Below are 13,102 nucleotides of genomic sequence, written 5' to 3'. Positions count from 1 at the left end.
CGTCAGGCGTGGCGGTCGCCCGACCGGCACGGAACAACCGAGAACACCTGGCACCCCGGGTCCGTAAGGACCAGGCGCGCCGGGCAGAACACCGAGGAGCACGGCCATGGCCGTCGTCACGATGCGGGAGCTGCTTGAGAGCGGCGTCCACTTCGGTCACCAGACCCGTCGTTGGAACCCGAAGATGAAGCGCTTCATCTTCACGGAGCGCAACGGCATCTACATCATCGACCTCCTGCAGTCGCTGAACTACATCGACCGCGCCTTCGAGTTCGTCAAGGAGACGGTTGCCCACGGCGGCAGCGTCCTCTTCGTCGGTACCAAGAAGCAGGCCCAGGAGGCCATCGCCGAGCAGGCCACCCGCGTGGGCATGCCCTACGTGAACCAGCGCTGGCTCGGCGGCATGCTGACCAACTTCCAGACCGTCTACAAGCGCCTTCAGCGGATGAAGGAGCTCGGCGAGATCGACTTCACGGATGTGGCCGGTTCCGGTCTCACCAAGAAGGAGCTCCTGGTCCTCGAGCGCGAGCACACCAAGCTCGAGAAGACCCTTGGCGGTATCCGTGACATGCAGCGCGTTCCCAGCGCTGTCTGGATCGTCGACACCAAGAAGGAGCACATCGCGGTTGGTGAGGCCCGCAAGCTTCACATCCCGGTCGTCGCGATCCTGGACACCAACTGTGACCCCGACGAGGTCGACTACAAGATCCCGGGCAACGACGACGCGATCCGCTCCGTCACGCTGCTGACCCGCGTCATCGCCGACGCCGTCGCCGAGGGCCTCAAGGCCCGTGCCGGTGTCGCCAAGGGCGACGTCAAGGCCGAGCCGGGTGCCGACCAGCCGCTGGCCGACTGGGAGAAGGACATCCTCGAGGGCGAGCCGAAGGCTGACGAGGCCGCCGAGGCCCCCGCCGCCGAGGCTGTTGCCGAGGCCGTCGAGGCTCCGGCCGCCGAGGTCGAGGCCCCCGCCGCCGAGGCCACCGAGGCTGCTGCCGAGACCGTCGAGGCTCCGGCCGCCGAGGCCGAGCAGGCCTGACGTACCAAGGGTGAGGGGCACTCGCCGGTACGACACCGGTAAGTGCCCCTCTCTCCCGTGCCAGGGGCTGTATCCAGCCGCCAGGCACCTCCCCACGCAGACACGCGAGACGCGAGAAGAGATTCACACCATGGCGAACATCTCCGCCGCGGACGTCAAGAAGCTCCGTGAGCTCACCGGCGCCGGCATGATGGACTGCAAGAAGGCGCTGGACGAGGCCGAGGGCAACGTCGAGAAGGCCGTCGAGCTGCTTCGTATCAAGGGCCAGAAGGGCGTCGCCAAGCGCGAGGGCCGCGACGCCTCCAACGGTGCCGTTGCCGCGCTCATCGCCGAGGGTGCCAAGTCCGGCGTCCTGGTCGAGCTGAACTGCGAGACCGACTTCGTCGCCAAGGGCGGCAAGTTCGTCGAGGTCGCCAACGCGATCGCCGCTCACGTGGCCGCCACCTCCCCGGCCGACCTGGAGACCGCGCTGGCCTCCGAGATCGCCGCCGGCCAGACCGTCCAGCAGTTCGTGGACGAGGCCAACGCGACCCTGGGCGAGAAGATCGTGTTCCGCCGCTTCGCGCAGTTCGACGGTGACGGCTTCGTCGGCGTCTACATGCACAAGTCGGACCCGGACCTCCCGCCGACCATCGGTGTCCTCGTCGAGCTCGACAAGGAGAACGCCGAGGTCGCCAAGGACGTCGCGCAGCACATCGCCGCCTTCGCGCCGAAGTACCTGTCCCGCGAGGACATCCCGGCCGAGGACATCGAGAACGAGCGTCGGGTCGCCGAGGCCACCGCGCGCGAGGAGGGCAAGCCCGAGGCTGCCCTGCCGCGCATCGTCGAGGGTCGCGTCACCGGCTTCGTCAAGGAGAACTCCGTTCTGGAGCAGGCCTTCGCGAAGGACAACAAGAAGACCGTCGCCAAGGTGCTCGAGGAGAACGGCGTCGCCCTCAAGCGCTTCGCCCGCTTCCGCGTCGGCGCCTGACCCACGTTCCGCAGCGCTTCCCGCCTAAGGTAGGAAACGCCCGGCCGCTCACCAGGGTGGCCAGGAACGCGCCGATCGGGCTCGACCAGCGCCAGGAAGTCAACGGGCGGGCCACGTCGGCATCATGAACGACGAGGAGGCCATTGCCGTGCAGGACACCGTACCGGTTCCCGCGGCAGTGGCCTCTTTGCGTGTACGCGCAGGTCAGGGGCCCGGCACTGCCCGCCGGCGGCCCCGTCTGTGAACCAGTAGGTGGAGAAGGAGAAGTCCATGACGGAGACGCAGGAGACCGTGCAGGAGAGCAACCGTCGGCGGGTTCTGCTCAAGCTGTCCGGTGAGGCGTTCGCCGGCGGTGGCGGCCTCGGCGTCGACCCGGATGTCGTGCACAAGATCGCCCGTGAGATCGCCACGGTGGTCCGCGGTGGTACCGAGGTGGCCGTGGTGATCGGCGGCGGCAACTTCTTCCGCGGCGCCGAGCTGCAGGTCCGCGGCATGGACCGGGCGCGCTCCGACTACATGGGCATGCTCGGCACCGTGATGAACTGCCTGGCGCTGCAGGACTTCCTGATCAAGGAAGGCATCGAGACCCGGGTCCAGACCGCCATCACGATGGGTCAGGTCGCGGAGCCGTACCTGCCGCTGCGGGCCGTCCGGCACCTGGAGAAGGGCCGCGTGGTCATCTTCGGCGCCGGAATGGGTATGCCGTACTTCTCCACCGACACCACCGCCGTGCAGCGCGCCCTGGAGATCCACGCCGAGGTGCTGCTGATGGGCAAGAACGGCGTCGACGGGGTGTACGACTCGGACCCGCGCACCAACCCCGAGGCGGTCAAGTTCGACTCCCTCGACTACAACGAGGTCATCGCGCGCGACCTCAAGGTGGCCGACCTGACCGCGATCACGCTGTGCAAGGACAACGACCTGCCGATGCTGGTCTTCGAGCTGCTGGCGGAGGGCAATATCGCCCGCGCGGTGAACAGTGAGAAGATCGGCACACTCATCAGCCAGGACTCTGCCCGGGCCTGAGCAGTCGTCACCTGAGCAGCAATCAGCCGACCGGGGCATTCGCCGGCCGGGACCACAGCAGATGAACGGGACAGGGAGCAGACAGTGACCGACGAGATCCTCTTCGAGGCCGAGGAGAAGATGGACAAGGCCGTCGGGGTCGCCAAGAACGACTTCGCGGCGATCCGGACCGGCCGGGCGCACCCGGCCATGTTCGCCAAGATCTTCGCGGACTACTACGGTGCGCTGACGCCGATCAACCAGCTCGCCTCGTTCTCGGTGCCCGAGCCTCGGATGGCGGTCGTCGCGCCGTTCGACAAGACCGCGCTGAAGGCCATCGAGACCGCGATCCGCGACTCCGACCTCGGCGTCAACCCGTCCAACGACGGCTCGATCATCCGGGTGGTGCTGCCGGTGCTGACCGAGGAGCGCCGTCGCGAGTACATCAAGCAGGCCCGGGCCAAGGGTGAGGACGCCAAGATCTCGATCCGGGCGATCCGCCGCAAGGCCAAGGACGCGGTCGACAAGCTGGTCAAGGACAGCGAGATCGGCGAGGACGACGGCCGCCGCGCCGAGAAGGAGCTCGACGACACCACGGCGAAGTACGTGGCGCAGATCGACGAGCTGCTGAAGCACAAGGAAGCCGAGCTGCTCGAGGTCTGATGCACGACGCTTCCGGGCGCCGGKCYCCSSCSCCCGACTCCGCTGCTGCGGGTGACCTTGGACCCCAAACGGGTCACTCGCAGCAGCTCCCGGTGTACCGACCCGGCCTCTCGGCACAGACTCCTGTCATGCCGCACCGCCCCACCCCGACATCCGCCCCAGGGCAGGAGACAGCAGTGGCCCAGCCCGACCAGCAGCCCCGCAAGCAACGCGGTGGCCGCAACCTGCAGGCCGCGATAGGGGTGGGGGTCGGTCTCGGCGCGGTGATCGTCGCCTCGCTGTTCGTGGTGAAGGTGCTCTTCCTCTTCGTGGTGGCCGCCGCGGTCCTGGTCGGCGTGTGGGAGCTGACCAGCCGGCTGGCCGAGCGCAAGGAGATCAGCACGCCGCTGATCCCGCTGCTGGCGGGCAGTCTGGCGATGCTGGGCGCGGGGTACTGGGCCGGACCGCAGTGGGCGGCCGCGGCGCTGGCGCTGACCGGACTCGCGGTGATGATCTGGCGGATGAGCGAGCCGCCGGAGAACTACCTGCGCGACATAACGGCGGGCATCTTCACCGCGTTCTACGTGCCGTTCCTGGCCACCTTCGTGGTGATGATGCTGGCGGCCGACGACGGCCCGCAGCGGATCCTGCTCTTCCTGATCGTCACCATCTGCAGTGACACCGGCGCCTACGCGGTTGGCTACAAGTTCGGGAAGAACAAGCTGGCCCCGACCATCAGCCCCGGCAAGACCCGGGAGGGTCTGGCCGGCGGCATCGGCCTCTCGATGATCGCGGGCGCACTGCTGATGCAGTACGTGATCGACGACGGCACCTGGTGGCAGGGCCTGATCCTCGGTGCCTGCGCGGCGGTTACGGCGACGCTCGGCGACCTGGCCGAGTCGATGATCAAGCGCGACCTGGGCATCAAGGACATGGGGACCCTGCTGCCCGGCCACGGCGGCATCATGGACCGACTCGACTCGCTGCTGCCGACCGCTCCGGTGGTCTGGCTGCTGCTGGCCGCCTTCGTCGGCAGCTGACACCTCGTCAGGCCCGTCAGTTCCGGAGCCCCGGATGCCACGGCATCCGGGGCTTTGTCGATCTGCGACACTTGTTGAACCATGCCTAAGCCCGGAGAACTGACCTTTGTCGCGCCGCGTGGCGCCAAGCCCCCGCGACACCTTGCCGACCTCGCCCCCGCCGACCGCAAGGCGGCCGTCGCCGAGCTGGGCGAGCAGCCGTTCCGCGCCAAGCAGCTGTCGAACCACTACTTCGGCCGGCTCTCGAACGACCCGGGTGAGTGGACGGACATCCCCGCGGCAAGCCGGGAGAAGCTGACGGACGCGCTGCTGCCCGAGCTGATGTCGGTGGTCCGGCACGTCTCCTGCGACGACGACACCACCCGCAAGACGCTGTGGAAGCTGTTCGACGGCGTCCTGGTCGAGTCGGTCCTGATGCGCTATCCCGACCGGGTGACCATGTGCATCAGCTCGCAGGCGGGCTGCGGGATGAACTGCCCGTTCTGCGCCACCGGTCAGGCCGGGCTGACCCGGAACCTCTCCACCGCCGAGATCGTCGAGCAGATCGCGGCCGGGATGCGTTCGCTGAAGGCCGGCGAGATCCCGGGCGGCGAGGCCCGGCTGTCCAACGTGGTCTTCATGGGCATGGGCGAGCCGCTGGCGAACTACAACCGGGTGCTGGCCTCGATCCGCCGGCTGACCGACCCGGCGCCGGACGGCTTCGGGCTCTCCCAGCGCGGCATCACCGTCTCCACCGTCGGTCTGGTCCCGGCGATGAACCGGCTTGCGGACGAGGGCCTGTCCTGCCGCCTGGCGCTCTCCCTGCACGCCCCGGACGACGAGCTGCGCGACGAGCTGGTGCCGGTGAACACCAAGTGGAAGGTGGCCGAGGTGCTGGACGCCGCGTGGAACTACGCGGAGCAGTCCGGCCGGCGGATCTCCATCGAGTACGCGCTGATCAAGGACATCAACGACCAGGCGTGGCGGGCCGACCTGCTCGGACGCCTGATCAAGAACCACCGGGTGCACGTCAACCTGATCCCGCTGAACCCGACGCCGGGGTCGACGATGTCCGGGCCCCACTGTCATACCGTCAGCCCAGTGCGCCCGCCGCGAGCACCGCGGTCAGCCCGCTGGTGAGCAGCACCACGGTGCCGACCGTGAGCACCCGCAGCGCGGCCGCGCCGAACAGCAGCCGGGGCGCGGCGCCCAGCCGGAGCAGCGTGGAGCTGACGTCCCGTCGGGCGCTGCGCACCTCGGCGGCCCGGACCAGCAGGGCGGCCAGCGCGCAGGCGACCACCAGCAGGCCCTCGACGCTGGTCAGCGTCTCGGAGCTGCCGGGGCGGCCGATCCAGTAGCGGAACGCGGCCAGCACGGCGGCCCCGGCCAGCCCGAGCACGGCCAGCGGGGTGCCGATCCGCCGGGCCTCGGCGGTCAGACCCCGGCCGGCCAGCAGCCGGAGCGGGGTGGGGCGGCCGAGTGCGAGCAGCTGGCCGGCCAGTGCCAGCAGCGGGGCGGTGAGCAGGGCCAGGCCGAGCGCGGCGAGCGACCAGCCGGCCAGGGCCGCCACGCCGGTGTCGCCGAGCCCGCCGGGCAGCGCGACCGGGCGGCCGTCCACCGAGGCGCCCGGCCGCAGGCCGTACAGCTCCAGGGCGATCCCGGTCAGCAGCAGGCCGGTGGGCAGGGCGATCCGGAGCGGGCCGAAGCCGGTCGGGGCGGTGTGCTCCCGGCCGGTCGGCAGCGGGTCGGTGAGCGGGACGGCGCAGGCTGCCGAGACCCCGGCCACCAGCGGGACCAGGACCAGCAGGGTGACCGGGGCGGCGGTGGGCAGTGGGCTGCCCATGCCGAGGTCGGCGGCCAGCGAGGGGTCGGCGATGTCGTTGCGCAGGACCAGGAAGAACAGCAGGGCGAGCGCGCTGCCGACGGTGCAGGCGAGCGCGATCTCCCCGGCGACCAGCAGCCGGATCCGGACCGGTCCGGCCCCGGCGGCGGTCAGGCCGTTGATCCGCTCGGGGCGGGCGGCGGGTACGGCGCGGGCCGCGACGGCGGCGAACCAGCCGACGGCGGCCAGCGGTGGCAGGCACCAGAGCAGCCGGGGCAGTGAGCTGACGGCGGGTTCGCCGAGGGCGCGGCCGAGCGCGCGCAGCAGCAGGGCCGCCACCAGGGCGGCGGCGGTCGCGGTGAGCAGCCAGCGGCCGAGGTCGGCGGGCCGGTAGCCGCGGGCCAGGCGGAAGTACAGCATGGTCAGCGCCCCGCGGTGAGCGCGGCGGCGCCGCGCGGTACGGGGGCGACCGGCCCGGTCAGCCGTCCGTCCAGCAGGGCGACGGTCCGGTCCGCGTACTTGACCAGCTCGGGGTCGTGGGTGGCGAGCACCAGGGTGAGCTGGTGCGAGCGCGCGGCGCTGGCCAGTATCCGCAGCACCTGGTCCTTGGCCTCGCGGTGCAGCGGGGCGGTCGGGTCGTCGGCGAAGACCACCGCGGGCAGCGGGGCGAGCGCGCGGGCGACCGCGATCCGCTGGCGCTGACTCTGGATCAGTTCGGCGGGGCGGCGCTTGGCGTGGTCGGCGACGTCCAGCCGCTCGAGCCACTCGGCGGCCGCGGTGTACGCGGCCTTGTGACCGGCGCCGGAGAGCAGCAGCGGAAGGGCGACGTTCTCCCGGGCCGTCAGCTCCGGGACCAGGTGCGGTTCGGAGCCGACGAAGCCGAAGCGGTCCCGGCGCAGCCGCTCCCGGCCGAGCCGGCTCAGGGTGTGCACGGGGGAGCTGTTGAACCAGACCTCGCCCTCGTCCACCGGGAGCAGCCCGGAGAGGCAGCCCAGCAGGGTGCTCTTGCCGGAGCCGCGCGGGCCGGTGACGGCGAGAACCTCGCCCTCCCGGACGCCGATCGAGATCCCGCGCAGGGCGGGGGTGCCGTGGTGGGACTTGACGATCCCTCGGGCCCACAGCACGTCGTTGTCGGGCGGGGCCGCTGACATGAGGTCCATCCTGGTGCCGACGGGGATATGACAGTCGTCAGATTAGAACGACCGGGGCGGGTCGAGGATGCGGCACACTGACCCAATCAGGTTCAAATCCTGGCGAATCCGGCGTGTTGGCCGCAAGAAATACCCTCCGGTACGGCCGGGAACGCCCGAAGGCGGCCCCGAGAGAGCGGGGCCGCCTTCGGCGGAGGGTGGGACAGAAAGCCGAAATCAGATCTTGGCCCACGCGTCGGTGAGGCTGACCCGCAGGATCTGCTCGATCTCGTCGAAGGTCGACTGGTCGGAGATCAGCGGCGGGGCCAGCTGGATGACCGGGTCGCCACGGTCGTCGGCGCGGCAGTACAGGCCGTTGTCGTAGAGCGCCTTCGACAGGAAGCCGTAGAGCACGCGCTCGACCTCGTCGTCGTTGAACGACTCCTTGGTGACCTTGTCCTTCACGAGCTCGATGCCGTAGAAGAACCCGTTGCCGCGCACGTCGCCGACGATCGGGAGGTCACGCAGCTTGTCCAGGGTGCCGAGGAAGTTCGCCTCGTTGTCCAGGACGTGCTGGTTCAGGCCCTCGCGCTCGAAGATGTCGAGGTTGGCCAGCGCCACCGCGGAGGAGACCGGGTGGCCACCGAAGGTGTAGCCGTGCAGGAAGGTGTTGTCACCCTTGTAGAACGGCTCGGCCAGGCGGTCCGAGATGATCGTGGCGCCGATCGGGCTGTAGCCCGAGGTCATGCCCTTGGCGCAGGTGATCATGTCGGGCTGGTAGCCGAACTTGTCGGCGCCGAACATGGTGCCCAGACGGCCGAAGGCGCAGATGACCTCGTCCGAGACGAGCAGCACGTCGTGCCGGTCGCAGATCTCGCGCAGCCGGGCGAAGTACCCGGGCGGCGGCGGGAAGCAGCCACCGGCGTTCTGCACCGGCTCGACGAAGACGGCGGCGACGGTGTCGGCGCCCTCGTTGAGGATCGCCACCTCGATCTCGTCGGCGGCCCAGCGGCCGTACGCCTCGGGGTCGATCTTGCCGTCGCGCTCCAGGAAGGCGGGGGCGCGGTAGATGTTGGTGTTCGGCGCCTTGTGGGTGCCCGGGACCAGCGGCTCGAACGGGGCCTTCAGGCCCGGCAGACCGGTGATCGACAGGGCGCCCTGCGGGGTGCCGTGGTAGGCGACGGCACGCGAGATGACCTTGTGCTTGGTCGGCTTGCCGGTCAGCTTGAAGTACTGCTTCGCCAGCTTCCAGGCGGTCTCGACCGCCTCGCCGCCACCGGTGGAGAAGAAGACCTTGTTCAGGTCGCCCGGGGCGTAGTTCGCCAGACGCTCGGCCAGCTCGATCGCCTTCGGGTGGGCGTAGCTCCACACCGGGAAGAAGGCGAGCTCCTTGGCCTGCTTGGCCGCGGCCTCGGCGAGCTCCTCGCGGCCGTGACCGGCCTGCACGACGAACAGGCCGGCCAGGCCGTCCAGGTACTTCTTGCCCTTGTCGTCCCAGACGTACGTGCCCTTGCCCTTGACGATCGTCGGCACGGGGGAGTTCTCGTACGACGACATGCGGGTGAAGTGCATCCACAGGTGGTCGTAGGCGGTCTTGGAAAGGTCCTTCTGCGCCGGGTCGGCAGTCATCTGGTGCCCCAGGTGTAGGTCTGTTTCCGGAGCTTCAGGTAAACGAAACTCTCGGTGCTCCGCACGCCGGGAAGCGCGCGGATGCGCTTGTTGATCAGTTCGAGCAGGTGCTCGTCGTCCTCGCAGACCAGTTCGGCCAGCAGGTCGAACGAGCCTGCGGTGCAGACCACGTAGTCGACCTCGTCGAGGGCGGCCAGCGCGTCGGCGACGGGTTCGATGTCGCCTTCGACGTTGATCCCGACCATCGCCTGGCGGGTGAAGCCGACGGTGAGGGGATCGGTGACGGCGACGATCTGCATCACGCCTTGGTCGAGCAGCTTCTGGACCCGCTGACGTACCGCCGCCTCGGACAGGCCGACAGCCTTGCCGATGGCGGCGTACGGGCGACGCCCGTCCTCCTGGAGCTGCTCGATGATCGCCTTGGAGGCGGCATCGAGGGGAACGCTCGCGTTCCGGTCGCGGTTGGCCACGTCGCCACTGTGCCTGATCGTCTCGTCGGACGCAACCGTGTCAGCTGCTGATTTCGTCGTGGTTTGGAAAAATGCATACGGATTACGTGGCACTTGTCCAAGACCACTGCCGAGAACCGAAGGCAACCGGCTACCCTGGTCAGGTACACGCGGAGGCGTGCACACCACATCAGTGGACCGCGGCTCCCACAGCCCGGCCACTCGGCGCCGGAGTACCCTGGCGCCGGTTCCTGCAACGTGGCAGGCCCCGACCGAGGAGAGACCCGTGAGCGAGCTTCGTACGCTGCGCAACTACGTCAACGGTGAGTTCGTCGATGCTGCGGACGGCCGCACGCTGGACGTGATCGACCCGACCACCGGCGAGGTGTACGCGACGTCGCCGCTGTCCGGTGCAGCGGACGTGGACGCGGCGATGGCCTCGGCCGCCGTGGCGTTCCCCCTCTGGCGTGACTCCACGCCGTCCGTTCGGCAGAAGCTGCTGCTCAAGATCGCGGACGCGGTCGAGGCGCGGGCCGACGAGATCGTGGACACCGAGTGTCGCAACACGGGCAAGCCGCGGTCGCTGACGCTGTCCGAGGAGATCGGTCCGATGGTGGACCAGATCCGGTTCTTCGCCGGCGCCGCCCGCCTGCTGGAGGGCAAGGCCGCAGGCGAGTACATGGAAGGGATGACCTCGATCGTCCGCCGTGAGCCGGTCGGCGTCTGTGCCCAGGTCGCGCCGTGGAACTACCCGATGATGATGGCCGTGTGGAAGTTCGCCCCGGCCATCGCGGCGGGCAACGCGGTCGTGCTCAAGCCCTCCGACACCACCCCGGCCTCCACCCTGCTGCTGGCCGAGATCATCGGCGGCGTGCTGAAGGAGCTGCAGCTCCCGGCCGGTGTCTTCAACGTGATCTGCGGTGACCGGGAGACCGGCCGTCTGATGGTCGAGCACTCCACCCCGGCGATGGCCTCGATCACCGGCTCGGTGCGCGCGGGCATCCAGGTCGCCGAGTCGGCGTCCAAGGACGTCAAGCGGGTGCACCTGGAGCTCGGTGGCAAGGCGCCGGTGGTGGTCTTCGAGGACGCCGACATCGCCGAGGCGGTCGAGGGCATCTCGGTCGCGGGCTTCTTCAACGCCGGCCAGGACTGCACCGCCGCCACCCGGGTGCTGGTGCACGAGTCCATCCACGACGACTTCGTGACCGCGCTGGCCAAGGCCGCCGCCGACACCAAGACCGGTGGGGTGGACGAGGAGGACGTGCTCTACGGCCCGCTGAACAACGCCAACCAGCTCAAGCAGGTGGCCGGCTTCATCGAGCGCCTGCCCTCGCACGCCAAGGTCGAGGCCGGTGGCCACCGGGTCGGCGACATCGGCTACTTCTACGCGGCGACCGTGGTCTCAGGCCTGAACCAGGACGACGAGATCATCCAGAACGAGGTCTTCGGCCCGGTCATCACCGTGCAGAAGTTCACCGACGAGGACCAGGCGGTGGACTACGCGAACGGCGTCGAGTTCGCGCTCGCGTCCTCGGTCTGGACCAAGGACCACGCGCGGGCGATGCGGATGTCGCGCCGGCTGGACTTCGGCTGCGTCTGGATCAACACCCACATCCCGCTGGTCGCCGAGATGCCGCACGGTGGTTTCAAGAAGTCCGGCTACGGCAAGGACCTCTCCTCGTACGGCTTCGAGGACTACACCCGGGTCAAGCACGTCATGACGGCGATCTGACGCAGAGTCATGTAGGAGGGGGCGCGGAGACAACCTCCGCGCCCCCTCTATTTGTCAGGCTGTCGGGTGAGACGCGGACCGCCTGACAGGATGCAACTGCACCTCGGCCGGACGGTTCCCTACGCTTATCGGCATGAGCACCCCCACTGCTGACTCGGCCGCCGGACAGGCTGTCAAGGCCACCGACCGCGCGCACGTCTTCCACTCGTGGTCCGCCCAGGCGCTGATCGACCCCCTCGCGGTGGCCGGTGCCGAGGGTTCGTACTTCTGGGACTACGACGGCAACCGCTACCTCGACTTCTCCTCGCAGCTGGTGAACACCAACATCGGTCACCAGCACCCCAAGGTGGTCGCCGCGATCCAGGAGCAGGCCGCCAAGCTCTGCACCATCGCCCCGGGCTTCGCCCAGGAGTCACGCAGTGAGGCGGCCCGGCTGATCGCCGAGCGCACGCCGGGGGACCTGGACAAGATCTTCTTCACCAACGGCGGCGCCGAGGCGAACGAGAACGCCATCCGGATGGCCCGGCTGCACACCGGCCGGCAGAAGATCATGTCGACTTATCGCTCGTACCACGGCGCCACCGCCAACGCGATCGCGCTGACCGGCGACCCCCGTCGCTGGGCCAACGAGACCGGCGTCTCCGGCATCGTGCACTTCTGGGGCCCGTACGCCTACCGCTCCAACTTCCACGCCGAGAACGAGGCGCAGGAGTGCGAGCGCGCGCTGGAGCACCTGGAGCAGGTGCTTGCCTTCGAGGGCCCCGGCACGGTGGCCGCGATCATCCTGGAGACGGTGGTCGGCACCGCCGGCATCCTGATCCCGCCGGCCGGCTACCTGGCCGGGGTGCGGGAGATCTGCGACCGGTTCGGCATCGTCTTCATCCTGGACGAGGTGATGGCGGGCTTCGGCCGGACCGGTGAGTGGTTCGCCGCCGACCACTGGGGCATCGTCCCCGACCTGCTGACCTTCGCCAAGGGCGTCAACTCCGGCTACGTCCCGCTCGGCGGCGTGGCGATCTCGGCCGAGATCGCGGCCACCTTCGCGGAGCGGCCGTTCCCCGGCGGGCTCACCTACTCGGGTCACCCGCTGGCCTGCGCCTCGGCGGTGGCCACCATCAACGCGATGGCCGAGGAGGGCATCGTGGAGAACGCCAAGCACATCGGCGACACCGTGATCGGCCCCGGCCTGCGGGCGCTGGCCGAGCGGCACCCCTCGATCGGTGAGGTGCGCGGGCTCGGCGTGTTCTGGGCGCTCGACCTGGTGAAGAACCGGCAGACCCGGGAGCCGATGGTCCCGTACAACGCCGCCGGTGCCGCCAACGCGCCGATGGCCGAGCTGGCCGCCGCCTGCAAGCAGCGCGGGCTCTGGCCGTTCGTCAACATGAACCGATTCCACGTGGTGCCGCCGTGCACGGTCACCGAGGAGGAGGCCAAGACCGGCCTGGCGATCCTCGACGAGGTGCTCACCCTCACCGACGCGCACACCAGCTGACGTACCGTCGTCGCGGCCCCGGGCTGCATCAGCCCGGTGCTGGCCCAGGGCGGCGACCCGGGCCGTGACCTGATGGTGGTCAGCGACTGGATGGCCGGACGGTACGTGGCACTCGGCTGGGTGCAGCAGTTCGACGCGGCGAACATGCCGAACGTCGCCAGGTACCTCGACCCGCA

11 protein-coding genes and 2 pseudogenes are annotated in these 13,102 nt (G+C 69.6%); 9 read left to right on the top strand and 4 right to left on the bottom strand.

Annotation, left to right across the window (positions count from 1 at the left end):
• Nucleotides 1-106: 106 nt before the first annotated feature.
• The 6 genes and pseudogenes from rpsB to rlmN all read left to right on the top strand — a co-directional run.
• On the top strand, nucleotides 107-1,036 hold the full coding sequence (rpsB, locus tag ACXJMZ_RS16900; protein ID WP_457030867.1) for a 30S ribosomal protein S2: 930 nt from the start codon (nucleotides 107-109) through the stop codon (nucleotides 1,034-1,036).
• Between the two features lie 130 nt (nucleotides 1,037-1,166).
• On the top strand, nucleotides 1,167-2,006 hold the full coding sequence (gene tsf, locus ACXJMZ_RS16895; RefSeq protein WP_057232335.1) for a translation elongation factor Ts: 840 nt from the start codon (nucleotides 1,167-1,169) through the stop codon (nucleotides 2,004-2,006).
• Between the two features lie 270 nt (nucleotides 2,007-2,276).
• A complete protein-coding gene (gene pyrH / locus ACXJMZ_RS16890; RefSeq protein WP_403041950.1) occupies nucleotides 2,277-3,032 on the top strand; it encodes a UMP kinase in 756 nt (251 codons plus the stop codon).
• A gap of 120 nt (nucleotides 3,033-3,152) precedes the next feature.
• Entirely contained in the window at nucleotides 3,153-3,674 is a 522-nt protein-coding gene (gene frr / locus ACXJMZ_RS16885) for a ribosome recycling factor (RefSeq protein ID WP_369824227.1), read from the top strand.
• The gene (locus tag ACXJMZ_RS16880) at nucleotides 3,674-4,693 is read left to right on the top strand and encodes a phosphatidate cytidylyltransferase (protein WP_457030866.1); all 1,020 of its coding nucleotides are present in this window, start codon (nucleotides 3,674-3,676) and stop codon (nucleotides 4,691-4,693) included. The genes frr and ACXJMZ_RS16880 overlap by 1 nt, the downstream gene beginning before the upstream one ends.
• A gap of 81 nt (nucleotides 4,694-4,774) precedes the next feature.
• Nucleotides 4,775-5,737, top strand: a pseudogene (gene rlmN, locus ACXJMZ_RS16875) (23S rRNA (adenine(2503)-C(2))-methyltransferase RlmN); the annotation flags it as partial.
• 28 nt (nucleotides 5,738-5,765) lie between these two features.
• Here the strand turns inward: rlmN and ACXJMZ_RS16870 are convergent.
• From ACXJMZ_RS16870 to ACXJMZ_RS16855, 4 genes are all read right to left on the bottom strand, one after another.
• Entirely contained in the window at nucleotides 5,766-6,914 is a 1,149-nt protein-coding gene (locus ACXJMZ_RS16870) for a hypothetical protein (protein WP_457030865.1), read from the bottom strand.
• A 2-nt stretch (nucleotides 6,915-6,916) separates the two neighbouring features.
• A complete protein-coding gene (locus ACXJMZ_RS16865; RefSeq protein ID WP_057232348.1) occupies nucleotides 6,917-7,645 on the bottom strand; it encodes an ABC transporter ATP-binding protein in 729 nt (242 codons plus the stop codon).
• Between the two features lie 216 nt (nucleotides 7,646-7,861).
• Complete coding sequence (locus ACXJMZ_RS16860; protein WP_457030864.1) at nucleotides 7,862-9,253, bottom strand: aspartate aminotransferase family protein; 1,392 nt, start codon at nucleotides 9,251-9,253, stop codon at nucleotides 7,862-7,864.
• The gene (locus tag ACXJMZ_RS16855; protein WP_057232352.1) at nucleotides 9,250-9,723 is read right to left on the bottom strand and encodes an Lrp/AsnC family transcriptional regulator; all 474 of its coding nucleotides are present in this window, start codon (nucleotides 9,721-9,723) and stop codon (nucleotides 9,250-9,252) included. The genes ACXJMZ_RS16860 and ACXJMZ_RS16855 overlap by 4 nt, the downstream gene beginning before the upstream one ends.
• Nucleotides 9,724-9,988: 265 nt before the next feature.
• Here ACXJMZ_RS16855 and ACXJMZ_RS16850 point away from each other — a divergent pair, with 265 nt between their 5' ends.
• The 3 genes and pseudogenes from ACXJMZ_RS16850 to ACXJMZ_RS16840 all read left to right on the top strand — a co-directional run.
• Entirely contained in the window at nucleotides 9,989-11,434 is a 1,446-nt protein-coding gene (locus tag ACXJMZ_RS16850) for a gamma-aminobutyraldehyde dehydrogenase (protein WP_457030863.1), read from the top strand.
• Between the two features lie 133 nt (nucleotides 11,435-11,567).
• Nucleotides 11,568-12,926 carry an aminotransferase class III-fold pyridoxal phosphate-dependent enzyme gene (locus tag ACXJMZ_RS16845; protein ID WP_457030862.1) on the top strand — a complete coding sequence of 453 codons (1,359 nt, stop codon included), beginning with the start codon at nucleotides 11,568-11,570 and terminating at the stop codon, nucleotides 12,924-12,926.
• Between the two features lie 21 nt (nucleotides 12,927-12,947).
• Nucleotides 12,948-13,102 (top strand): annotated as a pseudogene (locus ACXJMZ_RS16840) (spermidine/putrescine ABC transporter substrate-binding protein); the annotation flags it as partial.

The organism is Kitasatospora sp. P5_F3 (assembly GCF_054049135.1).
This window is presented reverse-complemented; position numbering and strand designations above follow the sequence as displayed.